Raw genomic sequence first — 25,479 nt, forward strand, 5'->3', positions numbered from 1 at the left:
GGCCCACTCCACCCGGATCCCCGACCCGCCTTCCCTGCAAGGTATTTCAGAAACATTCCGGAAATCCTTGCGTGATCTCTTGACGTGTTCATCGCCCTGAAGGCAGGCTCCGAACTCCCCCCACGGTGGCCAGGCGCGTGGCTGCCCACGTCGGATGCGGACCCCATTTCCGCATCCGCGACCGAAGGAGCCGCAATTGAAGTCCCGCGCCGCTCGCGCGACACTGGCCGGCCTGCTCGCAGCCGCCGGTGTGACCGCCTTCGCCCCCTGGACCTCCCAGGCGACCCCGCCGGGCGAGAAGACCGTGACCGCCACCCTGTTCGAGTGGAAGTACGACGCGGTGGCCCGGGCCTGTACGGACTCGCTGGGTCCGGCCGGCTACGGCTACGTCGAGGTCTCGCCCGCCTCCGAACACATCCAGGGCGACCAGTGGTGGACGTCCTACCAGCCCGTCAGTTACAAGATCGCCGGCCGCCTCGGTGACCGCGATGCCTTCGCCGCGATGGTGGACAGCTGTCACTCCGCCGGGGTGAAGGTCGTCGCCGACGCCGTCATCAACCACATGTCGTCCGGCTCCGGCACCGGAACCGGCGGCACGGCGTACACGAAGTACGACTACCCCGGGTACTTCCAGGACCAGGACTTCCACGCCTGCCGCAAGGACATCAGCAACTACGGCGACCGGAACGACGTCCAGACCTGTGAACTGGTCGGCCTGGCCGACCTCGACACCGGCAGCGACGCCGTCCGCACGACGATCGCCGCCTACCTCTCCGACCTGCGCACCCTGGGCGTGGACGGGTTCCGCATCGACGCCGCCAAGCACATGGCGGCCGACGACATCGCCGCGATCAAGGGCAAGATGTCCGACCCGGGCTTCTGGGTCACCGAGGTGATCCACGGAGGTGGCGAGGCGGTCCAGCCCGAGGAGTACACGGGGGTGGGTGACGTCGACGAGTTCCGTTACGGCGGCCACCTCAAGAGCGCCTTCCAGGGCGGCTCCCTCGCCGGACTGAAGAGCGTCGCCGACGGCAAGCTGGCGAGCGGGAGCGCCCGTACGTTCGTCGACAACTGGGACACCGAGCGCAACGGCTCGACGCTGACGTACAAGGACGGCGCGGCCTACACCCTGGCCAACGTCTTCATGCTCGCCTCGCCCTACGGCTCCCCGAACGTCTTCTCCGGCTACGAGTGGTCGGACAAGGACGCGGGCCCGCCGAACGGCGGCGCGGCCGCCTGCGGCAGCGGTGGCTGGACGTGCACGCACACACAGACGGCGGTCACCGGCATGGTCGGCTTCCACAACGCCACGTCGGGCGCGGAGTTGACGGACTGGTGGGACAACGGCTCGTCGGCCATCGCCTTCGGCCGCGGTGACAAGGGCTTCGTGGCCATCAACAACGGGGACGGCGCGCTTCAGCAGACGTTCGCCACTTCACTCCCGGCGGGCACCTACTGCAACGTGGCCCAGGCCTCGCCCGACGCCTGCGAGGGCAACACGGTGCAGGTCGGCGACGACGGCACGGTCACGGCGACCGTACCGGCCAAGGGCGCGCTGGCCCTGCACGGCTGAGCCGCCTGCGAAAAGCGGAACCGCCCGGCGGCAGGGTCTCGAAACCCTGCCGCCGGGCGGCGTTTCTTCCTCGCACGTGTCAGAGGGTGGCCGTGGTCTGTCCGCCGTTCGCGCTTCCGGCCAGCCACTGCGACCACGACAGGTTGAACGAGGCGTAGCCGTTGTCGGCGGATGCCTTGGCGCGCGGGGAGCCGGTGACCGTGATGGGGTCGCCCTGCTTGACCTGGCCGTAGAACCACTTCGCGTCGGCGAGCGAGAGGTGGACGCAGCCGTGCGAGCCGAGGGCGCTGCCGCTGCCCGGGTTGGTGTCGCCGGTGGAGAAGTGGACGTAGGTTCCCGACTGGGTCAGGTGGATGTCCCAGGGCAGGGTCAGGTCGTAGTAGTTCGCGTCGCCCTTGTTGCAGCTGATGCCGACGCTGCAGGAGGTCATGTGGACCTTCTCCTGCTTGTCGATCACCGCCATCGTGCCGTTCCAGGTGGGGTACTGGGCGCTGCCCGCGTTGATGGAGAGCGTCCGCACCGGAGCCCCGTTGCGGGTGACCTTCATCGTGTGACCCGTGACCGAGGCGTCGGCCCGGACGTCGTCACCGATGGTGAAGGAGTGGGTATAGGGGTGGGTGCCGTAGCGGCCGCTGCCGTTGGAGACGTACTTCAGGTCGGCGTCGAGCCGCACCTTGGTGCCGGACTTCCAGTACTTCTCCGGACGCCAGTCGACCCGCTTGTCGCCCATCCAGTGCCAGGCACCGGTGGTGGGGACCGAGGCGGAGACCTTGAGGTGCTTCTCGATGTTCTTGTGCGCCGAGGTGGCCACCGGGTTGGTGAACACCACGGAGATCGGCATGGCGACGCCGACCGTCGCCTTGTCCAGCGGGGCGATCGAGTCCAGCAGCATCGGCGGGCCCGAGGGGTGCGTGGGTGACGGATGCGCGCTCGCGGATGCCGGGGCGGATGCGCCGCCCTTCGCGCTCCCGCTGTCGGAGTCGTCCGACGCGTGACCACCGCACGCGCTCGTCCCCGCGAGTACCGCACTCACCAGCAACGCGACCCCTATACCGCCCTTGCCCCGCCCCATGACCTGCTCCACTCGCATTGCTACTTCAAGGATTCAACATCTATAGAGACCAGAAGTTGACCGATGCGGTTGCGGACGGCGCGTAAAGCGCGTGCCAAGTTACCGGCCGCGGGCGGACAGCGGTGTGCCCCGTCGTGTACTGACGGGGCACACCGAACTGGCCGGACCGGGCCGGCCCACCACCTCGGTGAAGTGGTGGGCCGGCCCAGCACCGCGTGCCTTCCTGACTACGGGAACGACACCACCTGCGACGGGACGGTGGACGTCCCCGAGGTGGGCGAGCCCGTGTCGTTGATGACGTGTTCGTACTGGCCCTGGCCGCCGAGGGAGACGACGAGCAGGTCGTGGAACTTCACGCCGGGCTTCACCGGTGCCTCGAAGCCGTGGCCCTGAATGATCGTCGGGTCGACGTTGTAGTAGCAGTAACTGCCCAGCCCCCAGCCCTCGTGGGTGGTGACGGAGTCGTCGACCTTGTAGGCCGCGAACCCCTTGGTGTCACCGTTCTGGACGGCCGCCTGGTTCGGGGCGTCGTACGACTTCTCGTTCTGGAAGAAGATCGTCTTGCCGTTCTCGCCGGACCACCGCACGTCGTACTTGTTGAAGTGTTCGACGAACAGGCCGGTCGCCAGGACGTTGTCACCGTTGACCTGGAGGCCGTAGTCCGAGCGGTTGGTCTCCCAGCCGACGCCCTCGCCGTGGTCGGCGCGCCACAGCCAGGTGTGGTCGATGATCGTGTCGTTGCTGTTGACGACCATGCCCGTGGTGGCCTTGCCGGCACCGGCGCCGCCGACCCGGACGAACACGTCCTGGAGCGAGGTCGGGTTGTCGGCGTGGCTCGCGGACGCACCCTCCGGGCCGACCTCGATCAGCGAGTCGGAGTTGGTGGGACCGGCGTCGACGAGCAGTCCGGCGAGCTTCACGCCGTCCACGTCACCGACCTTGATGGCGGTGACCCCGTTGTCCGGGATGATCGTCGCGAGCCCCAGACCGAGTGCCACGGTGTTGGCGCGGTCGATGTTGATCGTCTGGTCGACGTGGTAGACGCCGGGCGTGAACAGCAGGTGCAGGCCCTGCTGCACGGCCGCGTTGATGGTCTCCGCGGTCGCGCCGGGCTTCACCACGTAGAACTGGTCGAGCGGGATCGACTCGCCCTGCGGAGTGCCGTTGGCCCAGGAAACGCCGCGCGCGTTGGTGCGCTTGGCGGGCACGAACACCTTGTAGTCGTCGCCGTCCAGGTAGAGGAAGGGCTTCTCGCGGGAGACCGGGGTGTTCTCCAGCGTGGTGTAGGGCGGCTCGGGGAAGCCCTGGGCGGGGGCGCCCTCGACACCGGAGAACGTCATGTTCCAGACGCCGTTGCCCCAGCTGCCGATGGAGCTGTCCCGGGTGTACCACTGCTGCTGCGAGTACGGCCCGACCTGGCCGTCGATCTTGCTGTCGGCGATGTACCCGCCGCTCGCCCAGCCGTACCCGTCGGGCGCCAGGTTCAGCCCGCCCTTGACGTGCATCCGGCGGAAGGGCGCGGCCTGCGAGACGGCCCAGCGGTCGGTGCCGCTCACGGGGTTGAGCGCCAGGTTCTCCGCGGACCGCCAGAAGTTCTGCGTGGCGTTTCCGTTGAACCAGCCCGCGTCGACGGTCACATCACCGTTGAACGTGGTGTCGTCCGGGTTCAGCCCGAGCCCGGCGATCGAGGTGTAGAACCCGATCTGGGCGTTGAGGTTGTCGTACGTGCCCGGCTTGAACATCAGCGCGTAGCGGCCGTCACCGAACTGCGCCGACTCCTGCTTCTTGAACACCTCGTCGACCTTGGCCTGGATGTCCGGCATCGACGGATCGAACACCATGACATTGGGCCCGAGGTCGCCGCCGCCCTCGACGGCCTGCGCGTCCTCGCCGAAGGCGGTCTGCGCCGTGGGGACGGCCATCAGCAGCGAAACGGCGAACGCGGCGAACCCGAACGAGCGGGTCCGGCGCCGGCGCCGGGAGGTGGTGGGGGCTCCCGTGGGGGGAGTTGTCGGGGGTTCCGTGGGGGGAACATGCATGGGAGTACGTCTCCTGAGTCGTGGTACGGGTGACACGACGAGCCTGCCGTAGAGCCTAGAGAGCGCTCTCCGACGAGAGTTGATGCTTCCGCCGTCACCTGGGAAACGTCAAGAGGTGTGCAACAGAAGCCTCGTCCAACCTCTCCTGGCGCAACAATTAACGCCAGCAGAAAGGCAATTGACCCACTCTGCGCTCAGTTAGGAGTGCGGTTGGCTTCAGGAGATTGACGAGATCGTCCGGCCGGGTCGCCCGCCTTTCCGGGCCGGGCGACCCGGCCGGTTCCGGCATGCCGCCCGCCGCCGGCGGACGAGCGGCGCCGGGCGGCCTCAGGCCATGACGACCGAGTAGCTGTCCAGGGTGACCCAGGTGATGTCGTTCGAGGCCGTGGCGCCGAAGACGGTGATCTTCCCCGCGGTGTTGACCTCCACCCGGCAGGAGTTGATGCCGAGCGAGTTGTTGCGCGGGCAGACGCCGCGCATCGTCTTCGGCACCGTGATGACCGAGGGCAGGGTGCCGAGCACGGTGTCGCCCGTGAAGGCGCAGGTGAATCCGCCGCGCATCTGCAGGAAGTCCGTGCCGGCGATCTTCACCACGCGGGCGGCCGGGGCGTCGGCGGCGGCGGTGGCGCCCGCCGCGAGGACGAGCGGCTGCCAGTCCTGGACGACGCTGATTCCGCCGGGCACGTCGGCCGCGGCGGCGGGGGCGGCGGTCATCGGCGCGCTGACCGCCGCTGCGGGAACGGCCACGGCTGCGGTGAGCAGGGCGCGGCGGCTGGTACGGCTCTGGGGCATGGCTGATCCTCCGGGATCGTGGAACGTTGACGTGGCTGGGCGACGGGCGGGCGTCAGAGCCAGGCGGCCGAGAAGTTGTCGAGGCCGATCCAGGAGATCCTGTTGTCCGCGGTCGGGCCGAACACCGAGAGCTGTCCGGCGGAGTCGGCCTCGACCCGGCAGACGCAGCGGCCGTCGTGGTTGTTGCGGGTGACGTTGGCCCGGACCGTGCGGCTGGGCGTCAGTGCCGGCGGGAGCTGCGCGAACCGGCCCTCGGCGGTGAGGTCGCAGTCGAAGCCGCCGCGGAGCTGGAGGTACGTCGTCCCGGCCAGGTTCACCAGCCGCCCGCGCGGGCTCATCGCGCCCGTCTGCGCGGTCACCCCGGGCGCGGGTGCGATGGCCGTCCAGCCCGTCAGCAGTTTCACGCCCTGGACCGGGGCATCCGTGGAGAGGAAGCAGATCGTCTCCTCGCGCGGCGTGGTGTGGCTGCCGCTGAAGCCGAAGAGCAGCCGTGCCTCGTCGCCCATCGGCTCGATGCACAGGCCTTCCGGCTCCCGGCGGTCCAGCCCCGGTACGGCGGTGATGTGCTGGGGCCCCGCCACGACGGAGCCGTCCGACCAGGAGAGGGCGGTGAGATGGGCGTTGTCCTGGTCGGGGCTGCCCGTGTAGAGGTAGAGGTACTCGCCGAGCGACGCGAAGCCCTGGAAGGTGTCCCAGAGCGTGGGGACCTCGGCCTTCGAGGGGTGCGGGATCGTCCTGGTGGCGTTCCAGGTGACCTCGCCCGTGACCGGGTCGATGGGGTACTGGCTGTAGAAGTACCCCTGGGCGGTCTGGTACCTGACCGTGAGGCGGTCGTACACGGGATCGACGTTCGGAGCGGTGAAACGGGCATCCGCCGTGGGACGGAACGGCGCCGAGACGACCGAGGACGTCATGGTGACCGTCTGCCCCGGCAGATACGGCACCCGGGCCACGCGGGTCCCGAACTCCTTGTACAGCGGCCCGGCTTCCGTCCACAGGTACGTCTTGCCGCCGATGTGCTGTGCGCCGACCTGATAGCCGTGACCGAAGCCGTTGAGGTGCATGCAGTCGACCGGGCGTCCGGTCGTGCGGTTCATGCGGTAGACGCACAGGTTGCCGTACTCCAGGGCGTCCCGGATCTGTACCACGAAGAGATCGTGCGTGACCGGATCGACGGCCATGGCCTGACCCGCCCGGGTGTGCGTCTCATGGTCGAGCGGCGTGCCGCTGAGGATGCGGCCCCAGGGGCCCGCCAGGTCTATGAGGTCCGAATGTGCCACGAAGAAGATCCCCCTCCCTTGCGGCCCGGTGTGGACCGCACGGCGGTGATCGTATGCGGTTCTCCCGGCACTCGGTGTGCGTTTTCCCTGGTGGGCGGGGGGCGGGAGGCGGCCGCGGGCGCGTGCGCGGACGAAGGGGGAATCACCTGGCCGGCACCTTGGTCAGGTGGGGTGCCGGCCAGGAGTCATGGGGAGGGCGCGGGTCAGGAACGTGCCCCGGGAGCCCGGGTGATGCGGGCGATCGCCTCGACGGTCAGGGCCCGGTCGTGGGGTTCGGTCTCCAGCGCGCGGTGGATGGACAGGCCCTCGATCAGCGCGTCGAGCTGGCGGGCGGTCGCCGGGTCGAAGTGCCACTCCAGCGCGACGCGGCTGCGGCGCATCCACTCCCGGGTCAGCTCGCGGTAGGCGGGCTTGCGGGCGGCGAGGGTGTACAGCTCGTGGGTGAGGACGAGCTCGCGCTGGTTGCCGCCGGACAGGTGGTGGACCAGATCGGCGACCGCCGCCCGCGCCTCGTCGGGCGTGGTCGCGGCGCCGAGACGCTCCTCGAAGACGGCGACGATGCTGCTGGAGAAGCGGATGAACGCATCCCGCAGCAACTCGTCCATGCCGCCGAAGTGGTACGTCATCGAGCCGAGCGGCACACCGGCACGCGCGGCGACCTTGCGGTGCGAGGTCCCGGCGACCCCTTCCTCCGCGATCAGGTCGAGCGCGGCGGCGATGATGCGCTCCCGCCGCTCGGGGTCGTTCTGTCCGGTCGCCACGGTGTTTCCTTCTGCCGAGAGTTCTAGATCGAGCGGATCACCCGGGCCGGATTGCCCACGGCGACCACGTTGGCGGGGACGTCCTTGGTCACGACGGCTCCCGCGCCGATGACGCTGTTGTCCCCGATGGTCACCCCGGCCAGCACGATCGCGCCGCCGCCCAGCCAGACATTGTCGCCGATCGTGATCGGCCGGGCCGCCTCCAGCTTGTCCCGGCGCGGCTCCGGCTCCACCGGATGGGTGGGCGTGAGCAGTTGGACGTTCGGCCCGATCTGGCAGTCGCGGCCGATGGTGATCGGGGCGACGTCCAGCGCGGTGAGGTTGTAGTTGATGAACGTGTCCTCGCCGACCGTGAGGTACGAGCCGTAGTCCACGTACAGCGGCGGCCGGATGTGCGCACCGGCGCCCAGCCCGCCGAGCAGCTCGGCGACGACGGGCTGTGCGGCGTCGGGGTCCTCGGTGTAGGCCGCCAGATACCGGGCGGCCAGCCGTACCGCCCGCCGCTGGGCCTCCACGATGGCGGGGTCGTCGGCGATGTAGAGGTCCCCGGCGAGCATCCGCTCATGGTTCGTACGCGGGTCTCCCGCGAAGTGGTCCGTCATGGGTACGATCGTACACTCCAAGGGCGTACGATCGTACGCTCCTGCTGAAACCCCTCCTGGACTGCCGAGGCCCGCTGTCATGGATGCCGCAACACGCCGCCGGCGTACCGCCCTGTTCCTCTTCATGCTCGCCGCCGGGGCCGGCATGGCCTCATGGGTGGCGCGCACCCCGGCCGTCCGGGACGGACTCGACGTGTCCACCGGCGCGATGGGGCTGGTGCTCTTCGGCCTGTCCACCGGTTCGATGGCCGGCGTGACCGCCTCCGGCCCGCTCGTACGCCGTTACGGAGGCCGGACCGCGATCACCGTCGGCGCGGCGCTGATCGTCACCGGGCTGCTGGTCGTCGCGGCGGGCACCGGCCTGGCGCTTGCGGGCGGGGTCTTCTGCGGACTGGCCCTGTTCGGCGGCGGGATGGGTCTCGCCGAGGTCGCGTTCAACATCGAGGGCGCCGACGTGGAGCGGGTCATCGGCCGTCCCGTACTGCCGGTGCTGCACGGCTGCTTCAGCCTCGGCACCGTCGTCGGAGCACTGCTCGGCATGGCGATGACCGCGCTCGCGTTCCCTGTCGGATGGCATCTGACGGCCGTCTCGGCGCTCGTGGCCGTCGCCGCGGTCGTGGCCGTGCGCGCGATTCCGCACGGCACGGGCAAGGAGGCGGCCGGGACCTCCGGACCGGGCGGGTGGCGGGGTCAGCTGACGGTGTGGCGGGACCGGCGCCTCGTCCTCATCGGGGTGATCGTGCTCGCCATGGCCTTCGCGGAGGGCGCCGCCAACGACTGGCTGCCGCTGCTCATGGTGGACGGCTACGAGGTGAGCGCCACCGCCGGTTCGCTGACCTTCCTGGTCTTCGCGTCCTCGATGACGCTCGGCCGCTTCGCCGGCGGCCCCCTCCTGGAGCGCTTCGGCCCCGTCCGGGTCGTCCGGATCAGCGCGGTCGTCGCCGCGCTGGGCCTGGCGGTGGTGATCGTCTCGCCGAGCCCGGCGATGGCGGGCGCGGCCACGGTGCTGTGGGGGCTGGGCGCCTCGCTCGGGTTCCCGGTCACCGTGTCCGCCGCGGGCGACCACCCGCACCACGCGGCGGCACGGGTCGGCGCGGTCTCCACCGCGGGCTATGTCGCCTTCCTCGTCGGCCCGCCCGCGCTCGGCTTCCTCGCCGACCACATCGGACTCCGCCTCACGATGACCGTCGTCCTCGCCCTGCTGATCGTCGCCTCCACCCTGGCCGGGGCGCTCGCGCGCGTCCCGCACGCCGACGCCGAGCCCGACGCGCGCGACGACGCCGAGCCGGGCGCCGCACCCGTCACACCCTGAGTTCCGCCCCCTCCGCCTCCTCCCAGACCTCGGTGCTGCGCGCCGCGACCAGCGCGCCGATCCGCGCCAGCGCCTCCGCGGCCGGCATCGGGTCGAGTCGGCGCCCGTCGCGCAGCCGCAGCGCCACCCGGTCGCCGGCGGCCTCCGCCGCCCCGATGACCGCCTGGTACGGCACCAGCCTGGCCTCCCGGATGCGGGCGCCCAGGCTGCCGCGGTCCCGGCCGGCCACCTCCGCGCGCAGCCCGAGCGCGAGACAACGGCGGGCGAGGTCCTCGGCGTTCGGCAGCTCCCCGTCGGAGACGGGGAGGATCGCCACCTGGGTGGGGGAGAGCCAGGCGGGGAACGCGCCGCCGTGCTGCTCGACGAGATGGGCGACGGCCCGCTCCACACTCCCGATGATGCTGCGGTGCACCATGACCGGCCGGTGTTTCGCCCCGTCGGCGCCGATGTAGTGCAGATCGAACCGCTCGGGCTGGTGGAAGTCGATCTGGACGGTCGACAGGGTCGACTCCCGGCCCGCCGCGTCGGCGACCTGCACATCGATCTTCGGACCGTAGAACGCCGCCTCACCCCCGGCCGGCTCGTACGGCAGCCCGGAATCCTCCAGGACCTCGGTCAGCAGCGCGGTGGAGCGCTGCCACATCTCCGGCGCTGCGACGTACTTCCCGCCCGGCCCCGGCAGCGAGAGCCGGAAGCGGGCCGGGCGGATGCCGAGTGCCTCGTACGCCCGGCGGATCATGCCGAGCGCGGCCCGCGCCTCGTCCGCCACCTGGTCCAGGGTGCAGAAGATGTGCGCGTCGTTCAGCTGGATGGACCGCACCCGGGTCAGTCCGCCCAGCACGCCGGACAGCTCGGAGCGGTACATGCCGCCCAGCTCGGCCATCCGCAGTGGCAGTTCGCGGTAACTGTGCGCGCGGGAGCGGTAGATGACGGCGTGGTGCGGGCACAGGCTGGGCCGCAGCACGACCTGCTCGGCGCCGAGGTCCATCGGAGGGAACATGTCGTCGCTGTAGTGCGACCAGTGCCCCGAGATCTCGTACAGCTCCCGTTTGCCGAGCACCGGCGAGTACACGTGCCGGTAGCCGGCAAGCCGCTCCTCGCCGCGGATGTACTCCTCCAGGGTGTGCCGCAGCGCGGCCCCGTCGGGCAGCCAGTACGGCAGCCCCGCGCCGATCAGCGGGTCGGTGTCGAACAGCTCCAGCTCGCGGCCGAGCTTGCGGTGGTCGTGCATGGCGGTCTCCTCGCGTACGGAGGGCGAGTGACCGCAAGCAGAAGCCCCGGGGCACTCGCCCCGGGGCTTCGGACTGGTCATCAGTCAGCGCGCCGGGACACTCTCCGGCGTCGTCGTCATGGCAGCGCGCTTCATGCGGAGGAAGCTAGCAGGGGACCGCGGTCCGGTGCGCGGGGTTTTCCGCCGGCCGCGGCGGGGGAGCACGGCGGCTCACTTCCTCTTCGCCGAGTCGAGGTGGGCGAACACGACCACGTTGTCCTCGTAGTCCTTGGCCTTCTTGTCGTAGTTGCCGCCGCACGTGATCAGCCGCAGCTGGGCGTCCGGCGTGTCCGCGTAGACCCGCTTGTCGGGGAACTTCGCCTTGCTGAACGTCTCCACGGTGTCCACCTTGAACGTGGCCACCGAACCGTCCGCGCGCGTGATGTCGACCGTCGCTCCCGGCCGCAGGAACCGCAGCTGGAGGAAGACCGCGGGCCCGGTCATCGTGTCGACGTGGCCCGCGACGATCGACGCGCCGCGTTCACCGGGCGTCACACCGTCCTTGAACCAGCCGGCCAGGTTCCGGTCGTTCGGCGGCGGGGCGTCCAGGCGGCCGGAGGCCCCGATCGCCAGCGGGGTGAAGGGCGCGTCCACGGCGATGGCCGGGATCTTCAGCCGCGTCGGCAGGGAACGGGGCAGGGCCGGCGCCACGCTCGGGCCCGGGGTGGCCTGCCGGGGGACGGTGACGGCCGGTGAGGACGCGGGGACCGGTGCGGCCGGGGCCGCCGGGGCAGCCGGGGCAGCCGGAGCCGGGGCGACCGGCGCCGCGGCCGTGAACGGAGCGGGTGGTTTGTCGTCGGCCGAGGGGCCGATGGAGTTGTAGATGAGGAGCATGCCGAGGCCGGCCACTGCGGCGGGCCAGAGGAGGGCGCGGCCGAGCGTGACGGTGTCGGAGGCAGTCCGGGAGGAGGGGGAACCGGGCGACTGCGGGGCGGCCATGGGAACGTGCCTTTCGTCCGAGCGGTGCGGTGGGGGAGCGGACCGGGGCCCGGCGAGCGGTCAGGTCACGCGAGCCCGACCTGACCGGACGAGAGGCACCGGGGGAAAACGAAGGCGCCGCGGCCGCCGTCCGAAAGGGGACGGCGGCCGCGACAGCGGAGCGACCGGTGTGCGCGGGGGCCGGTCAGGCCATCGCGCCACCCGTCGCCTGACGGCGGCGCACCTTGTACGCGCCGACACCGACACCACCGAGGAGCAGCAGCGAACCGGCCGCAAGACCGCCGCCGGTCATGGCCATCGCGCCACCGCCGGTGTGGACGCCGCCGCTGGGCTTGTCCTTCTTCCAGCCCTCGTCGCTGTTCTCGCTCTTCTCGCTCTTCTCGGACTTCGACGACTTGTCGGTCTTGCCGCCCTCGTCACTGCCCGGCTGCCACTCCTTGGCGACCGTCATCGACAGGGCGCCGCCACCGGTGTGCACGCCGCCGTTGGGCTTGCCCTCGTCCTTGTACTTGCCGCCCTCTTCGTCGCTGTCCGGCTGCCACTCCTTGGCGACCGTCATCGACAGCGCGCCGCCGCCGGTGTGGACACCGCCGCTGGGCTTCTCCTTCGTCCAGCCCTCGTCGTCGGACTTGCCGCCCTCGTCGTCCTTGCCGGGCTGCCACTCCTTGGCGACCGTCATCGACAGGGCACCGCCGCCGGTGTGCACGCCGCCGCTGGGCTTGTCCTTCTTCCAGCCCTCGTCGTCCGACTTGCCGTGCTCCTCGGACTTGCCGTGCTCGTCGCCGGCGACCGTACGGGCCAGGGCGCCGCCGCCGGTGTGGACGCCGCCGTTGGGCTTGTCCTTCGTCCAGCCGCCCTCGTCGCTGCTGGAGGACGAACCGCTGTCGTGCTCCCAGTCGCCGGCCGTCATGGCGTAGGCGGAGGGAGCGGTGATGGTGAGGACCGCCGTGACGGCGGCCGAGGCGAACAGTGTGCGGGCAGAGCGCATCTGAACACGTTTCCTTTCGTCGCGACTGCGAAGAGTGACGGAGCGTCTACTCGGAGTGGCGCAGTGGCTACGTGATCCACCGTCAGCCCGGACCCCGGAGCGCGCCATCGGGGAGCCCCGCATTGGAGCTACGGCATGGGCTCATCGAGTGGCGAAGAACGGATAATCACCCGTTGGACGGCACGCCGCGCCGGGGTGAGGTTTGGACGGCGCCGGATCCCCCGTTCGCTGACGGCCTCTCACCGCCCGGCCCCCTCGCGGCGTCCCGCTAAATGGTTTGCACCGCCGGCCGGCCGGCTGTTGTACTCGCCGTATCAGCCGACAGGACCAGGAGATATCGATGCGCCGATCTCACATGTTCGTCTCGACGGGAATTCACCTCACCCCTGAGAACATGGAGTTCTGTGCACACGCTCAATCTCGGAATTCTGGCGCATGTCGACGCCGGTAAGACCAGCCTGACCGAGCGGCTGCTCCACACCGCCGGAATCATCGACGAGATCGGCCGCGTCGACGACGGGAACACGCAGACCGATTCCCTCGCGCTCGAACGTCAGCGCGGCATCACCATCAAGTCCGCGGTCGTCTCGTTCGCCCTCGGCGACGTCACCGTCAACCTGATCGACACGCCCGGCCACCCGGACTTCATCGCCGAGGTGGAGCGGGTGCTGAGCGTGCTCGACGGCGCCGTGCTGGTCGTCTCCGCCGTGGAAGGGGTCCAGGCCCAGACCCGCGTCCTGATGCGGACGCTCCAGCGGCTGCGCATCCCCACGCTCGTCTTCGTGAACAAGACCGACCGGGCCGGAGCCCGCTACGAACAGGTGCTGCGCGCCGTTCACGACAGGCTCACCCCCCACGCGGTGGCGATGGGCCCGGCCGTCACCGGCCTCGGCACCCGCGCCGCGCACAGCGTGCCGTACGCCGACGACGACCCCCGGCTCACGCGGCGGCTGACGGACCTGCTCACCGAGCACGACGACGCCCTGCTCGGCGCGTACGTCGAAGGCGGCGAGGAGTTCGCCCCCGCCCGGCTCCGCGCGGAACTGGCGGCGCAGACCGGACGGGCCCTGGTCCACCCGGTGTACTTCGGCTCGGCCGTCACGGGCGCCGGTATCGACGCGCTGAGCCGCGGCATCAGGGAACTGCTGCCCGCGGCCGGCGGCGACGCCGAAGGACCGGTCTCCGGGACCGTCTTCAAGGTCGAGCGCGGCCGGGCCGGCGAGAAGCTCGCCTGGGTCCGGATGTTCTCGGGGACCGTACGGACCCGCGACCGGCTGCCGTTCGGGCAGGGACCCGAAGCCGTGTCCGAGGGCAAGGTGACCGGCATCCGGGTCTTCGCCGACGGCACGGACACCGGCCGCGCCTCGGCCGGTCCGGGACAGATCGCGAAGCTTCAGGGGCTCGGCGGCATCCGGATCGGCGACGCGGTCGGCGACACCCGTGCGGCGGCCACCGGGCACCACTTCGCCCCGCCGACCCTGGAGTCCGTCGTGGTGCCCGCACCGCCCGCCTCCCGGGGCGAACTCCATTTCGCGCTCTCACAGCTGGCCGAGCAGGATCCGCTGATCAATCTGCGCCAGGACGACATCCGTAAGGAGGTCTCCGTATCCCTCTACGGAGAAGTGCAGAAAGAGGTCATCCAGGCGACGCTCGCGGACGAATGCGGAATCGACGTCACATTCCGCGGAACCACGACCATCTGCCTGGAGAAGCCGTCCGGAACCGGTGCCGCGTTCGAGATCATCGACAAGGACGACAATCCGTTCCTGGCGACGGTCGGACTGCGAGTCGACCCCGCACCGCCCGGCAGCGGGGTGACCTACCGGCTGGAGGTGGAGCTCGGCTCCATGCCGTACTCCCTGATGAGGGCGGTCGAGGAGACCGTCGTCGACACGCTCGCGCAGGGGCTGTACGGCTGGCGGGTCACCGACTGCACGGTCACGATGACGCACTCCGGCTACTGGCCCCGCCAGAGCCACTCGCACGCCGTCTTCGACAAGTCCATGTCGAGCACCGCGGGGGACTTCCGCAATCTGACCCCGCTGGTCCTGATGGCCGCGCTCCGGCAGGCCGGGACGACGGTGTACGAGCCGATGCACCGCTTCCGCCTCGAACTCCCCGCGGACACGCTCGGACCGCTCCTGCCGGCCCTCGCCCAGCTGGGGGCCGTCCCCGGCGCTCCGGCCGTCGACGGCGCCCGCTGCGTCCTGGAGGGCGTGTTCCCGGCCGCCCGGGTGCACGGACTCCAGCAGCGGCTCCCGGGGCTCACCCGGGGCGAAGGGGTGCTGGAGACCGCCTTCGACTCCCACCACCCCGTCACCGGCACCGCCCCGCGGCGCTCCCGCACCGACCACAACCCGCTCGACCGGAAGGAGTACCTGCTGCACACGGTGCGGCGGTCCGGCAACGGCGCGGACTGACGGCGACCGCGGCCCGGCGCGCTGTCAGTTCAGCAGCGCCCGGGCCGCCCGCGCACTCCGGCGCACCGCCTCCGCGGCGGCCGGCTCCACCTCCGCCACCACCTCCGCGTACTCCTCCATCTCCGCCGCCCCGCGCAGGAACTCCCCGCTCTGCACCAGCAGCTGCGCCCGCTCGTAGCGCAGCCGGGCGGGGTGCGCGGGCAGGAGCAGCGACAGCTCCACCGCCCACAGCGCCACGTCCGTGCGCTCCGGGCGGGCCGCCGCCCACGCCCGGATGTTGTTCAGGATGCGCAGCACGACCTCCAGCGGCTGTGCCGGCACCAGCATCGACGGCTCAAGCGCCTCCCCGGTCGCGCCCGCCACCAGCAACTCCGCGTCCTGGCCCGTCAGCGGACGGCCACCTGCGAACGGATCCGCCAGCACCCGCTCCGCCGGATCGCCGAAACCGACCACGAAGTGACCCGGCAGCGCCACCCCGTACACCGGGGCGCCCGCCCGCCGTGCCACCTCGATCCACACCACCGACAGCAGGATCGGCAGCCCGCGCCGCCGCCGCAGCACCTCGTGCAGCAGCGAGGACTCCAGGCGCTGGTAGTCCGCCGACGCGCCCTCGAACCCGTACCGCTCACCCAGCAGTTCCGCCAGCGCAGAGGCCCAGACGCGGCCGCCGCGCAGCCCGTACGGCAGCAGACCCGCCAGCCGGTCGAGTTCGATCTGCGCCGCGTCGATCCCGTTCGTGTCCAGCGCGGGGTCGGCCTCCGCGCCGATCAGCAGGCAGAGCAGCGCCAGGTCGGGCCGCTCGGCCCGCGCCTCCTCGGCGAACCGGCGGCGCAGCTCCGCGGTGTCGTGCCGTCCGCGAGCCACCGCGCTACACCGCCCGGAAGTGGTGGTACAGGTGGTGGGTCGAGAAGCCCATCCCGTCGTAGAGCGCGCGGGCGGCGTCGTTGTCCGTCTCCACCTGGAGCCACGCGGCCGACGCGCCCTCGTCCATCGCCTGCCGGGCCAGCGCTGTCATCACGGTGGTGGCGAGCCCCTTCCTGCGGTGCCCGGGAGCCACCTCGACGGCCATGAAACCGGCCCACCGCCCGTCCACGACGCACCGTCCGATCGCCGCGGGCGCCTCGTCACCCGCATCGCCCGGCACGGTCGCGAACCACACCGAGGGACCGCTGCCCAGCACCGCCGCCACCTCCGGGCCCGGCCGCTGGAAGCGCTGGTAGCGGGCGAGCCAGGAGTCGTCCACCGTGCGGCTCAGCCGTACCCGCGACACCTCCGCCGCCAGATCGCCGATCGGGGCCAGCGCCGCGATCCGCACCTCCGCCGTCACCTCACGCCGCCAGCCGTGGTCCTCCAGCGCCGCGCACAGCTCCTCCTGGGTGTCCCCGCCGCCCGTCACGGCCTGGATGTAGGCGGGCAGCCCCCGGTCGGCGTACCACCGGGTGATCCGCCCGAGCGCCGCGCCGAGCGGCACGCCCGGATCGCCGAGCGGGAGCACGGAGTTGGCGCGCCGGGTGAAACCACCGGCGGCGCGCAGCTGCCAGTCGCCCAGCGGCTCGCTCTCCACCGGCTGCCAGGCGCGCGCGTAGACCGGGGCGAGTTCGGCGAAGGAGGCCGCGGGACCGCGCCTGCGGGCCGGGGCGGCCGGCACGACCTTGCCCGCCACCAGGGCCGACACCGCGATACGGACGGACTCACCGCTCTTCGGTGTGACAGAGAGCACATCATCGTTCCACGATGTGAGAACACCGACCGTGTCGGTGAATTTCGGACCCTGGGGCCCGTCTTCGGTCAGACGCCGGACTGATACCCGTTTGCCCACGTCAGCCGGTGCAATTCGGACCGCCAGCCGTCCGCCCATGGTGAATTCCACAGCTCTGTCCGCCCCTCCTGTTCGGATCGTGCCCGGGAACGGAGATACTAGGTGCGGGCATCGACGACGCCGCGCTCCCGCGCGAGAGCCAACGCCCTACCGAGGAGGAACGACAGCGTGACCTACGTCATCGCGCAGCCTTGTGTCGACGTAAAGGACAAGGCCTGCATCGAAGAGTGCCCCGTCGACTGTATCTATGAGGGCCAGCGGTCCTTGTACATCCACCCGGACGAATGCGTCGACTGTGGAGCCTGTGAGCCGGTCTGCCCGGTCGAGGCGATCTTCTACGAGGACGACACCCCGGAGGAGTGGAAGGACTACTACAAGGCGAACGTCGAGTTCTTCGACGACCTCGGGTCGCCCGGTGGTGCCTCCAAGCTGGGCCTGATCGAGCGCGACCACGCGTTCATCGCCGCGCTGCCGCCGCAGAACCAGTAGCAGCGTCCCGGCACGTGCGTCGCCCCGGTCCCGTACGGCTCGTCCCCGTACGGGACCGCGGTGTTTCCCCCGCCGTGCCAGCCGCATGAACACCCGTACGAGAAAGCAGAGATCCGTGTCCGCAGTCTCCTCCCGCCTCCCGGTCTTCCCCTGGGACAGGCTCGCGCCCTACAAGTCGACGGCCGAGGGCCACCCGGACGGCATCGTGGACCTGTCGGTCGGCACGCCCGTCGACCCGGTGCCCGAGCTGATCCAGCAGGCACTCGTCGCCGCGGCGGACAGCCCCGGCTATCCGACGGTGTGGGGGACGGCCGCACTGCGCGACGCCCTCGCCGGCTGGGTGGAGCGGCGCCTGGGCGCGGTCTCGGTCACGCACGGGAACGTGCTGCCCGTCGTCGGCTCCAAGGAACTGGTGGCCTGGCTGCCGACCCAGCTCGGCCTCGGCGCCGGCGACAGGGTCGCCTACCCGCGGCTCGCCTACCCGACGTACGAGGTCGGCGCCCGGCTCTGCGGCGCCGAGCCCGTCGTCTACGACGACCCGACCGAGCTCGACCCGGCCGGCCTCAGACTGCTCTGGCTCAACTCGCCGTCCAACCCCACCGGCAAGGTGCTCTCCAAGGACGAGCTGACCCGGATCGTCGCCTGGGCGCGCGAGCACGACGTGCTGGTCTTCAGCGACGAGTGCTACCTGGAGCTGGGCTGGGAGGCCGAGCCCGTCTCCGTGCTCCACCCGGACGTCTGCGGCGGTACGTACGAGGGCATCGTCGCCGTCCACTCGCTCTCCAAGCGCTCCAACCTCGCCGGATACCGCGCCGCCTTCATCGCGGGCGACGAGGCCGTGCTGAGCGAGCTGCTGCTGATCCGCAAGCACGGCGGCATGATGACGCCCGCCCCCGTCCAGGCGGCGACCGTCGCGGCGCTCGGCGACGACACCCATGTCGCCGAGCAGCGCACCCGGTACGCCGACCGGCGCGCCGCCCTGCGCACGGCCCTGGAGGCGCACGGCTTCCGGATCGAGCACAGCGAGGCGAGCCTCTACCTGTGGGCGACCCGCGACGAGCCCTGCTGGGACACCGTGGCGTACCTGGCGGAGCTCGGCATCCTGGTGGCGCCCGGGGACTTCTACGGGCCCGCGGGCGACCGTTACGTGCGGGTGGCGTTCACGGCCACCGACGAACGCGTGGCGGCCGCGGTCAAGCGGCTGGGCTGAACCACGCGTGAGGGCCTCGGGAGTGCGCACTCCCGAGGCCCTCACGCATGTACGGACGTGACGCGGATCAGCCGAGCGGCAGGCCCTGGGTGGGCAGGCCCTGCGTCGGCAGGCCGCCGAGGCTGTCGGTGGGCAGACCGCCCTTGGCCTTCTTGCCGGCGCTCTTCGCGGCCGGAGTGGCCTTCTTCGCCACGGGCGCGGCCTTGGAGCCCGTCTCGGTGAGGGTCTTGCTCGCCACCGGCAGCGTGGTCCCGACGACCTTGCCGCCGGCCTTGCCCGCGGTGTCGGCGGCCGGGGTGGCCGCGCCTTCGACCGTCTTGCCGAGACCGGAACCCTCGACGCTGGTGAGACCGCCGAGGTCCGGGGACTGCGGGAGCTCCGCGGCACCTGCGGCACCGGCCGCACCGACCACGGGGGCCGCACCCGCCGCGATCAGCAGCGCGGTACGGGCGATCCGACGGGTCAGGGGGAGGGACATGATGCTCCTTCGACGGGGTGGGAATGTGTGGTGTCCGTGGGCCGGACGCCATGACAACCGTCGTGGGGGAGGGGGAGGTTGCGGTGGGCCGAGGTAAAGACTGGGTAATGCGTCACATAATCCGCAACGGAGGAACCCGGGCAAACAATGCATTCCACGGCCACGCGCCGAACCGTCACTTCCCTTTCCTCGCAAGGGGATCAGTGGGTTCGGGAGAGGGTGCGCAAGGTGCCGTGCGGGGCCTTTCGCGGGAAGGCGCGGACCCCCTGTGAGGGGGACGGGTCGCACGCATGCGCGAGGCCTTCCCGCGCATGAAGTGGAGCAACGTACGAAGCGGACCGGCGTACGAGGAGGGCTGAGGAGGGCTAACGCACGAGCCCGATAAGGACCTCGGCGGTGTCGGACCGCTCGCGTTCCGTCCGCCAGCCCGAGTCCGGGCTCCACACCCGGCCCGCGTACGCGACCTCGTCGATGCCGAGCGTCTCGGACTGCGCGACCGCCCAGTGCGCCAGCTCCCAGCCGCGCTGCGGGGCGTCGTCCTCGCCGGTCCGGCGGACCGACTCCACCGGCACCGAGAGCGCCCCGGCCGCCGTCGCGCCCGCGGCGCCCGCGTCCGCCCCGGTCCCGGCCGGCAGCACGTCCTTGCCGAAGGAACGCACCAGCGCCGCCCGGACCTTCGACGTCCCGCCCGACACCGCGGTGCTCCGCGGCGGTTCGCAGTTCAGCGCGGCCGGTGTCCGGCCGGTCAGCGCGGCGGCCAGCAGGGCGGCATCCGGTTCGTGCTTCGCGTACGCCTGCGGGAAGCCGCTGCGCTGGACGCGCTGCGCGGCCACGGTCAGCGGCAGCCGGGAGTAGCCGGGCACCTCGGCCAGGTGCTGGTAGAACTTCCCCGCCGAGTAGACCGGGTCCAGGATCTGCTTCTCGGTGCCCCAGCCCTGCGAGGGACGCTGCTGGAAGAGGCCCAGCGAGTCCCGGTCGCCGTGCTGGATGTTGCGCAGCCCGGACTCCTGGAGCGCCGTCGCCAGCGCGATGGTCACGGCGCGCTCCGGCATCCCGCGGGTGGTGCCGACCGCGGAGATCGTCGCGGCGTTGGCCGCCTGCTCGAAGGTCATCCGGTACGTACGCCCCTCGCCCGACGAACCGTCGGCCGACCGCACGGTGCACTGGTCGGAGCTCGTACCGCCCGTCACGTACTGCACGGTCAGATAGCCCCCCACCGCCACGAGCACGGCAAAGGCCGCCGTGATGCGCAGACGGCGGCTGCGGGCGGTGTGTCGGCGGGCGGGAGCAACGGTCCGGGGCACGGGGCCACCGTACGCGAGGCACTAGGGTCGTAGCCATGGCCGAAAGCACGCTTGACCTCACACTGGACGGGCCCGCCCTCACCGCATGGCTCGTCGACTTCCCCTCGGTCAGCGGGGAGGAGAAGGGCCTCGCCGACGCCATCGAGTCGGCGCTGCGGCCCCTTCCGCACCTGACCGTCGAACGGCACGGCAACAACGTCGTGGCCAGGACGAACCTGGGCCGCGCCGAGCGCGTCGTCCTGGCCGGGCACATCGACACCGTGCCGATCGCCGACAACGTGCCCTCGCGGCTCGACGAGGACGGTCTGCTGTGGGGCTGCGGCAGCTCCGACATGAAGTCGGGCGTCGCCGTCCAGCTGAGGATCGCCGCGACCGTGCCCGAGCCCAACCGCGACCTCACGTTCGTCTTCTACGACAACGAAGAGGTCGCGGCCGACCTCAACGGCCTCGGGCACATCGCCGACGCCCACCCCGACTGGCTGACGGCCGACTTCGCGGTGCTCCTGGAGGGCTCCAACGGGGAGGTCGAGGGCGGCTGCCAGGGGACGCTGCGCGTCTTCCTCCGCCTGGAGGGGGAGCGGGCGCACTCCGCACGCAGCTGGATGGGCGCCAACGCCGTCCATGCCGCCGCCCCGGTCCTCGCCCGGCTCGCCGCGTACGAACCGCGCAAGCCGGTGATCGACGGGCTGGAGTACCACGAGGGCCTCAACGCCGTACGCATCGAGGGCGGCGTCGCCAACAACGTCATCCCCGACGCCTGCACGGTCGTCGTGAACTACCGCTACGCCCCCGACCTCGGCCCCGACGAGGCCATGGCCCACGTCCGCGAGGTCTTCGCCGACTGCGGCGTCGCCGAGTTCACCGTCGACGACCACTCGGGCGCGGCCATGCCCGGCCTCTCCCACCCGGCCGCCAAGGCCTTCATGGACGCGGTCGGCGGCACCGCCCGCCCCAAGTTCGGCTGGACGGACGTGGCGCGCTTCGGCTCCCTCGGCGTCCCCGCGGTGAACTACGGACCCGGCGACCCGATCCTCGCCCACAAGCGCAACGAGCACGTCCGGATCGACCGGATCGTCCACTGCGAGGAGCGGCTCCGCTCCTGGCTCACGATCTGACCCCCGGCATTCCCCTGTCCGTAACCTCCGGCGATCTACGCTGGGCGGAGACGGAGCGTCGCAGGACGGCTCCGACGTCGGCGGAGGGAGCAGGACATGGGCAACCCCGAGGATGCACGGATCCCGGAAGGCGCGGAGATCCCCGAGGGCGCGGTCAGGCCCGAGGAACAGCGACTCGGCCCGGTGCTGCGCCGCAGGGACCAGGTACAGCCCGGCACGACCGATCAGCGGCTGCTGGACTCCGAAGGTGACTCCGAGTGGGTGCACACCGACCCGTGGCGGGTGATGCGCATCCAGTCGGAGTTCGTCGAGGGGTTCGGTGCGCTCGCCGAACTGCCGAGTGCGATCAGCGTCTTCGGATCGGCCCGTACCCCGGTGGACACCCCGGAGTACGAGGCGGGCGTGCGGATCGGCAGGGCGCTGGTCGAGGCGGGCTTCGCGGTGATCACCGGGGGCGGTCCCGGAGCGATGGAGGCGGCGAACAAGGGCGCCAGGGAGGCGAACGGCGTCTCCGTGGGCCTGGGCATCGAGCTGCCCTTCGAGTCGGGGCTGAACCCGCACGTCGATATCGGCGTGAACTTCCGTTACTTTTTTGTCCGAAAGACGATGTTTGTGAAGTATGCGCAGGGCTTCGTCGTCCTGCCCGGCGGCCTCGGCACCCTGGACGAGCTCTTCGAGGCCCTCACCCTGGTCCAGACGGGCAAGGTCACCCGCTTCCCGATCGTGCTGTTCGGTACGGAGTACTGGGGCGGCCTGGTGGACTGGCTGCGCGACACGGTGATCGCCCAGGGCAAGGCCTCCGCGAAGGACCTGTTGCTGTTCCACGTCACGGACGACGTGGACGAGGCGGTGAACCTGGTGACGAAGGAGGTCGGGCGGTAGGCCTTTCAGCCCCGCCAGGCCTGCTCCTCTGCCCCGCCCGGCCTGCCTCTCGGGCCTCCGTTCTTCAGCCCCTCCGGCGTTTGAGGAGCGGGGGTCCGGGGGCGGAGCCCCGGTTACGCCAGCCCCCGCCGCGCGACCGCCGGCGCCCGGTGCCCCGCGATGGACGCCACCATGTCCAGGACGTCCCGCGTCTCGGCCACCTCGTGCACCCGGTACACCCGCGCCCCCAGCCACGCGGACACCGCGGTCGTCGCCAGCGTGCCGAGCAGCCGCTCCTTCACCGGCCGGTCGAGCGTCTCGCCGACGAAGTCCTTGTTGGAGAGGGACACGAGCACCGGCCACCCCGTCTCCGCCATCTCGCCGAGCCGGCGCGTCGCCTCCAGCGAGTGCCGGGTGTTCTTCCCGAAGTCATGACCGGGGTCGATCATGATCCCGTCGGGCCGGACCCCCAGCCCCACCGCCCGCTCGGCCAGCCCCACGGTCACCCGCAGGATGTCGGCCATCACGTCCTCGTACCCGGCCCGGTGCGGCCGGGTCCGCGGCTCGGCCCCGCCCGCGTGGGTGCAGACCAGCCCCGCCCCGTACCGCGCGGCGACCTCCGCCAGCTTCGGGTCCACCCCGCCCCACGCGTCGTTCAGCAGATCCGCGCCCGCCTCGCAGACGGCCTCGCCGACGTCGTGGCGCCAGGTGTCGACGCTGATCACCACGTCCGGGTGGCGCCGGCGCACCTCGGCGACGAAACCGACGGTGCGGCGGGCCTCCTCCTCGGCGGTGACCTCCTCGCCAGGACCGGCCTTCACCCCGCCGATGTCGATGATCGCGGCACCGTCGGCCACGGCCTGCTCGACCCGGGAGAGCGCGGGCTCGTCGCGGAAGGTGGCGCCCTGGTCGTAGAAGGAGTCGGGCGTGCGGTTCACGATCGCCATGATCACCGGCTCGTGCGCACCGAATTCGCGCCGCCCCAGCCTGAGCGCACCGCTTCGCATCCCGTGTGTCTCCTTAGAATCCGCCGAATCCGGCCCGTCAGATGCCCTGCCGGAGCCGACTGCGACCCTAACTGTCAGTGCCGCATGGCACGATCGGACCCGGACGAATTCCGCTCCCGGGGAGATACGCGTGTTCTGGTTCTTGCTGCTCGCGATGGTGGTGGTGGTGGCCGCTGTCACCCTCGCGGTGGTCGGCGGAGGGAAGAGTGCCATCCTGCAGGACGTGGCGCCCGAGCAGCCGACGGATCCGCTGCCCGTGACGCGCCCGGTGGGCCGTGCGGACGTCGAGGCGCTCCGGCTGCCCGTCGGTGTCCGCGGCTACCGGATGGCCGATGTGGACGACGCGCTGGGCCGGCTCGGCGCGGAGCTCGCCGAGCGGGACGCGCGGATCGCGGAGCTGGAGTCGGCGCTCGCGGGCGCGCAGGCCGTCAGAAGCGGCCGCCCCGACCTCCTGAAGGGGCCCGAGGACCGGCCCCATGCCCCCTGGGAGTCTCCGGAGCAGCCGCCGCGGCCCCCGCAGGACGCCCCGCGTCCCGACGAGGAGACCGGCCGATGAGCGGCGGCGCCGAAGCGGCGGCGGACGGCCGGCTGCGCTGCCCGTGGGGCCTGTCCACGGAGGACTACCTCGCCTACCACGACACCGAATGGGGCCGCCCGGTCCACGGCGACGACGCCCTCTTCGAGCGGCTCTGCCTGGAGGCGTTCCAGTCCGGACTGTCCTGGCTGACGATCCTGCGCCGCCGGGAGGGCTTCCGCAGCGCGTTCGCCGGGTTCGACATCTCCGCCGTCGCGAAGTTCACCGACACGGACCGGGAGCGGCTCCTCGCCGACGCGGGCATCATCCGCAACCGCGCGAAGATCGATGCCACCCTGGCCAACGCCAAGGTGCTGGACGGCTGGCGGACCGGTGAGCTGGACGAGCTGATCTGGTCCTACGCCCCGGACCCGGCCACCCGGCCCGCCCCCCGCCTCCTCGGGGACGTACCGGCGGTCACGGCGGAGTCCACGGCTCTGTCGAAGGACCTCAAGAAGCGCGGGCTGCGGTTCATCGGGCCGACCACGGCCTACGCCCTGATGCAGGCGTGCGGCCTGGTCGACGACCATCTCGCCGACTGCGTGGCCCGCGGCACCGCGGCGTAGACCGGGGCGGTCACCGCCCGAGGTACTTCGCCGTCTCCTTGTCGAGGAACGCCTGCACGGCGATCCCGTGGTCCTGCGACGCGCCCGCCCTCGTCTGGAGTTCGTCCTCCTTCTCCAGCGTCTCGCGCAGGGTGTGGCCCGCCCCGTGCGCGAGCGACTCCTTGAGCGCGGCGTAGGCCACGGTCGGGCCGGCGGCCAGGGCCCGGGCCACGGCGGTGGCCTCGGCGGCGAGGTCGGCCGTGGGCACCAGCCGGTTCACGATGCCCAGCTCATGGGCGGTCTGCGCGGAGATGGAGCGCGGGAAGAGCAGCAGGTCGGCGGCGCGGCTGTGGCCGATCAGCCGGGGCAGCGTCCAGGAGACCCCCGAGTCGGCCGTGAGGGCGACCCCGGCGAACGAGGTGTTGAACGAGGCGGTGTCGGCGGCCACCCGGTAGTCGCAGGCGAGAGCGAAACCGAAGCCCGCCCCGGCCGCGACCCCGTTGATCCCGGCGACGACCGGCTTCGGCATCTCGGTGAGCGCCCGGACGATCGGGTTGTAGTGCTCCTGCACCGTGCTCAGCGCGTTGCCGCTGCCCGCCTCGCGGACGTCGGACAGCGTGGCGACGTGCTCCTTGAGGTCCTGGCCGACGCAGAAGGCGCGCCCGCCCGCCGCGGTGAGCAGAACCGCCCGCACGGCGGTGTCGGCACCCGCCGACTGCACGGCGTCGCGCAGCGCCACCTTCGCCGCGGTGTTCATCGCGTTCATCGCGGCGGGGCGGTTGATCGTGATCGTCGCGAGTCCGTCGCTCACTTCGTAGAGCACGGCGTCGTCGTGATCGGCCATGTGCGGTCCCCTCTGCACCTCGTCCAAAATGCCTGTCCAGGCAAGCATGGCCGACTTCAGCGAGGGCGAACATGTGACCTGCGTCTAACAATTCTGCCCCGATGGAGGGGTGAAGGGGACGGAGTATCGCAGTCGGATCGCCGAATTGGGTGGTTTTGAGCGAGCGCGTTGCGCAAGCGATGCAG

24 protein-coding genes are annotated in these 25,479 nt (G+C 71.4%); 9 read left to right on the forward strand and 15 right to left on the reverse strand.

Annotation, left to right across the window (positions count from 1 at the left end):
• The first annotated feature begins 154 nt into the window (after positions 1-154).
• Positions 155-1,573: an alpha-amylase gene (locus OG408_RS25955; RefSeq protein WP_405405289.1), complete on the forward strand. Its 1,419-nt coding sequence runs from the start codon at positions 155-157 to the stop codon at positions 1,571-1,573.
• A 79-nt stretch (positions 1,574-1,652) separates the two neighbouring features.
• Here the strand turns inward: OG408_RS25955 and OG408_RS25960 are convergent, their stop codons facing one another.
• From OG408_RS25960 to OG408_RS25985, 6 genes are all read right to left on the reverse strand, one after another.
• Positions 1,653-2,645 carry a L,D-transpeptidase gene (locus OG408_RS25960; protein WP_266786415.1) on the reverse strand — a complete coding sequence of 331 codons (993 nt, stop codon included), beginning with the start codon at positions 2,643-2,645 and terminating at the stop codon, positions 1,653-1,655.
• A 227-nt stretch (positions 2,646-2,872) separates the two neighbouring features.
• Positions 2,873-4,684, reverse strand: a complete 1,812-nt coding sequence (locus tag OG408_RS25965; protein ID WP_285572278.1) for a coagulation factor 5/8 type domain-containing protein — start codon at positions 4,682-4,684, stop codon at positions 2,873-2,875.
• A 327-nt stretch (positions 4,685-5,011) separates the two neighbouring features.
• The gene (locus OG408_RS25970; protein WP_266782446.1) at positions 5,012-5,476 is read right to left on the reverse strand and encodes a hypothetical protein; all 465 of its coding nucleotides are present in this window, start codon (positions 5,474-5,476) and stop codon (positions 5,012-5,014) included.
• 53 nt (positions 5,477-5,529) lie between these two features.
• Complete coding sequence (locus OG408_RS25975; protein WP_326672232.1) at positions 5,530-6,756, reverse strand: phage baseplate protein; 1,227 nt, start codon at positions 6,754-6,756, stop codon at positions 5,530-5,532.
• Positions 6,757-6,959: 203 nt separating this feature from the next.
• Positions 6,960-7,517, reverse strand: coding sequence for a TetR/AcrR family transcriptional regulator (locus tag OG408_RS25980; RefSeq protein ID WP_326672234.1), 558 nt, complete (start codon positions 7,515-7,517; stop codon positions 6,960-6,962).
• 23 nt (positions 7,518-7,540) lie between these two features.
• Positions 7,541-8,119: a sugar O-acetyltransferase gene (locus OG408_RS25985; protein WP_285572281.1), complete on the reverse strand. Its 579-nt coding sequence runs from the start codon at positions 8,117-8,119 to the stop codon at positions 7,541-7,543.
• A 79-nt stretch (positions 8,120-8,198) separates the two neighbouring features.
• Here OG408_RS25985 and OG408_RS25990 point away from each other — a divergent pair, with 79 nt between their 5' ends.
• Positions 8,199-9,431: an MFS transporter gene (locus tag OG408_RS25990; protein WP_326672236.1), complete on the forward strand. Its 1,233-nt coding sequence runs from the start codon at positions 8,199-8,201 to the stop codon at positions 9,429-9,431.
• Here the strand turns inward: OG408_RS25990 and thrS are convergent.
• The 3 genes from thrS to OG408_RS26005 form a co-directional block, all read right to left on the reverse strand.
• Positions 9,421-10,743, reverse strand: a complete 1,323-nt coding sequence (gene thrS, locus OG408_RS25995) for a threonine--tRNA ligase (protein WP_323178014.1) — start codon at positions 10,741-10,743, stop codon at positions 9,421-9,423. The genes OG408_RS25990 and thrS overlap by 11 nt on opposite strands.
• 129 nt (positions 10,744-10,872) lie before the next feature.
• A complete protein-coding gene (locus OG408_RS26000; protein WP_326672239.1) occupies positions 10,873-11,640 on the reverse strand; it encodes a class F sortase in 768 nt (255 codons plus the stop codon).
• A gap of 184 nt (positions 11,641-11,824) precedes the next feature.
• A complete protein-coding gene (locus OG408_RS26005) occupies positions 11,825-12,628 on the reverse strand; it encodes a hypothetical protein (RefSeq protein ID WP_285572284.1) in 804 nt (267 codons plus the stop codon).
• A gap of 404 nt (positions 12,629-13,032) precedes the next feature.
• On the opposite strand from OG408_RS26005, the gene OG408_RS26010 reads away from it, so the two are divergent.
• Positions 13,033-15,048, forward strand: a complete 2,016-nt coding sequence (locus OG408_RS26010) for a translation factor GTPase family protein (RefSeq protein ID WP_326672241.1) — start codon at positions 13,033-13,035, stop codon at positions 15,046-15,048.
• Between the two features lie 24 nt (positions 15,049-15,072).
• On the opposite strand, the gene OG408_RS26015 is transcribed toward OG408_RS26010, so the two are convergent.
• Together OG408_RS26015 and OG408_RS26020 are read right to left on the reverse strand one after the other, a co-directional pair.
• Positions 15,073-15,912, reverse strand: a complete 840-nt coding sequence (locus OG408_RS26015; RefSeq protein ID WP_266782464.1) for a transglutaminase-like domain-containing protein — start codon at positions 15,910-15,912, stop codon at positions 15,073-15,075.
• A 4-nt stretch (positions 15,913-15,916) separates the two neighbouring features.
• The gene (locus OG408_RS26020) at positions 15,917-16,918 is read right to left on the reverse strand and encodes a GNAT family N-acetyltransferase (protein ID WP_326672243.1); all 1,002 of its coding nucleotides are present in this window, start codon (positions 16,916-16,918) and stop codon (positions 15,917-15,919) included.
• A gap of 117 nt (positions 16,919-17,035) precedes the next feature.
• Between OG408_RS26020 and fdxA the strand changes: the two genes are divergently transcribed.
• Both fdxA and dapC read left to right on the forward strand, forming a co-directional pair.
• Positions 17,036-17,356, forward strand: a complete 321-nt coding sequence (gene fdxA, locus OG408_RS26025) for a ferredoxin (protein ID WP_018956287.1) — start codon at positions 17,036-17,038, stop codon at positions 17,354-17,356.
• Positions 17,357-17,471: 115 nt separating this feature from the next.
• A complete protein-coding gene (gene dapC, locus OG408_RS26030; RefSeq protein ID WP_326672245.1) occupies positions 17,472-18,566 on the forward strand; it encodes a succinyldiaminopimelate transaminase in 1,095 nt (364 codons plus the stop codon).
• Between the two features lie 67 nt (positions 18,567-18,633).
• Here dapC and OG408_RS26035 read toward each other — a convergent pair whose 3' ends face one another.
• Positions 18,634-19,044 (reverse strand): ATP-binding protein, encoded by a 411-nt coding sequence (locus OG408_RS26035; RefSeq protein ID WP_266782470.1) that lies wholly within the window; start codon positions 19,042-19,044, stop codon positions 18,634-18,636.
• Between the two features lie 365 nt (positions 19,045-19,409).
• Positions 19,410-20,348, reverse strand: coding sequence for a hypothetical protein (locus tag OG408_RS26040; RefSeq protein ID WP_326672247.1), 939 nt, complete (start codon positions 20,346-20,348; stop codon positions 19,410-19,412).
• A gap of 35 nt (positions 20,349-20,383) precedes the next feature.
• On the opposite strand from OG408_RS26040, the gene dapE reads away from it, so the two are divergent.
• Complete coding sequence (dapE, locus tag OG408_RS26045) at positions 20,384-21,463, forward strand: succinyl-diaminopimelate desuccinylase (protein WP_266782474.1); 1,080 nt, start codon at positions 20,384-20,386, stop codon at positions 21,461-21,463.
• Between the two features lie 96 nt (positions 21,464-21,559).
• The gene (locus OG408_RS26050) at positions 21,560-22,345 is read left to right on the forward strand and encodes a TIGR00730 family Rossman fold protein (RefSeq protein ID WP_266782476.1); all 786 of its coding nucleotides are present in this window, start codon (positions 21,560-21,562) and stop codon (positions 22,343-22,345) included.
• A gap of 113 nt (positions 22,346-22,458) precedes the next feature.
• Here the strand turns inward: OG408_RS26050 and folP are convergent, their stop codons facing one another.
• The gene (gene folP, locus OG408_RS26055) at positions 22,459-23,331 is read right to left on the reverse strand and encodes a dihydropteroate synthase (RefSeq protein ID WP_266782478.1); all 873 of its coding nucleotides are present in this window, start codon (positions 23,329-23,331) and stop codon (positions 22,459-22,461) included.
• A 130-nt stretch (positions 23,332-23,461) separates the two neighbouring features.
• Between folP and OG408_RS26060 the strand changes: the two genes are divergently transcribed.
• Together OG408_RS26060 and OG408_RS26065 are read left to right on the forward strand one after the other, a co-directional pair.
• Positions 23,462-23,887 carry a DivIVA domain-containing protein gene (locus OG408_RS26060; protein WP_326672250.1) on the forward strand — a complete coding sequence of 142 codons (426 nt, stop codon included), beginning with the start codon at positions 23,462-23,464 and terminating at the stop codon, positions 23,885-23,887.
• On the forward strand, positions 23,884-24,471 hold the full coding sequence (locus tag OG408_RS26065) for a DNA-3-methyladenine glycosylase I (RefSeq protein WP_285572290.1): 588 nt from the start codon (positions 23,884-23,886) through the stop codon (positions 24,469-24,471). Before OG408_RS26060 ends, OG408_RS26065 begins: the two co-directional genes overlap by 4 nt.
• A gap of 10 nt (positions 24,472-24,481) precedes the next feature.
• On the opposite strand, the gene OG408_RS26070 is transcribed toward OG408_RS26065, so the two are convergent.
• On the reverse strand, positions 24,482-25,294 hold the full coding sequence (locus tag OG408_RS26070) for an enoyl-CoA hydratase/isomerase family protein (RefSeq protein WP_266782484.1): 813 nt from the start codon (positions 25,292-25,294) through the stop codon (positions 24,482-24,484).
• Positions 25,295-25,479: the final 185 nt, after the last annotated feature.

Source organism: Streptomyces sp. NBC_01257 (genome assembly GCF_035917255.1).
Taxonomy (GTDB): domain Bacteria; phylum Actinomycetota; class Actinomycetes; order Streptomycetales; family Streptomycetaceae; genus Streptomyces.

Excerpts from the sequence above, each read along its gene's own strand:
- OG408_RS25955 (WP_405405289.1), top strand. The coding sequence starts at position 155 with ATGCGGACCCCATTTCCGCATCCGCGACCGAAGGAGCCGCAATTGAAG.
- OG408_RS25960 (WP_266786415.1), bottom strand. The coding sequence starts at position 2,645 with ATGGGGCGGGGCAAGGGCGGTATAGGGGTCGCGTTGCTGGTGAGTGCG.
- OG408_RS25965 (WP_285572278.1), bottom strand. The coding sequence starts at position 4,684 with ATGCATGTTCCCCCCACGGAACCCCCGACAACTCCCCCCACGGGAGCC.
- OG408_RS25970 (WP_266782446.1), bottom strand. The coding sequence starts at position 5,476 with ATGCCCCAGAGCCGTACCAGCCGCCGCGCCCTGCTCACCGCAGCCGTG.
- OG408_RS25985 (WP_285572281.1), bottom strand. The coding sequence starts at position 8,119 with ATGACGGACCACTTCGCGGGAGACCCGCGTACGAACCATGAGCGGATG.
- OG408_RS25990 (WP_326672236.1), top strand. The coding sequence starts at position 8,199 with ATGGATGCCGCAACACGCCGCCGGCGTACCGCCCTGTTCCTCTTCATG.
- thrS (WP_323178014.1), bottom strand. The coding sequence starts at position 10,743 with ATGACCAGTCCGAAGCCCCGGGGCGAGTGCCCCGGGGCTTCTGCTTGC.
- OG408_RS26000 (WP_326672239.1), bottom strand. The coding sequence starts at position 11,640 with ATGGCCGCCCCGCAGTCGCCCGGTTCCCCCTCCTCCCGGACTGCCTCC.
- OG408_RS26005 (WP_285572284.1), bottom strand. The coding sequence starts at position 12,628 with ATGCGCTCTGCCCGCACACTGTTCGCCTCGGCCGCCGTCACGGCGGTC.
- OG408_RS26035 (WP_266782470.1), bottom strand. The coding sequence starts at position 19,044 with ATGTCCCTCCCCCTGACCCGTCGGATCGCCCGTACCGCGCTGCTGATC.
- dapE (WP_266782474.1), top strand. The coding sequence starts at position 20,384 with ATGGCCGAAAGCACGCTTGACCTCACACTGGACGGGCCCGCCCTCACC.
- OG408_RS26050 (WP_266782476.1), top strand. The coding sequence starts at position 21,560 with ATGGGCAACCCCGAGGATGCACGGATCCCGGAAGGCGCGGAGATCCCC.
- folP (WP_266782478.1), bottom strand. The coding sequence starts at position 23,331 with ATGCGAAGCGGTGCGCTCAGGCTGGGGCGGCGCGAATTCGGTGCGCAC.
- OG408_RS26065 (WP_285572290.1), top strand. The coding sequence starts at position 23,884 with ATGAGCGGCGGCGCCGAAGCGGCGGCGGACGGCCGGCTGCGCTGCCCG.
- OG408_RS26070 (WP_266782484.1), bottom strand. The coding sequence starts at position 25,294 with ATGGCCGATCACGACGACGCCGTGCTCTACGAAGTGAGCGACGGACTC.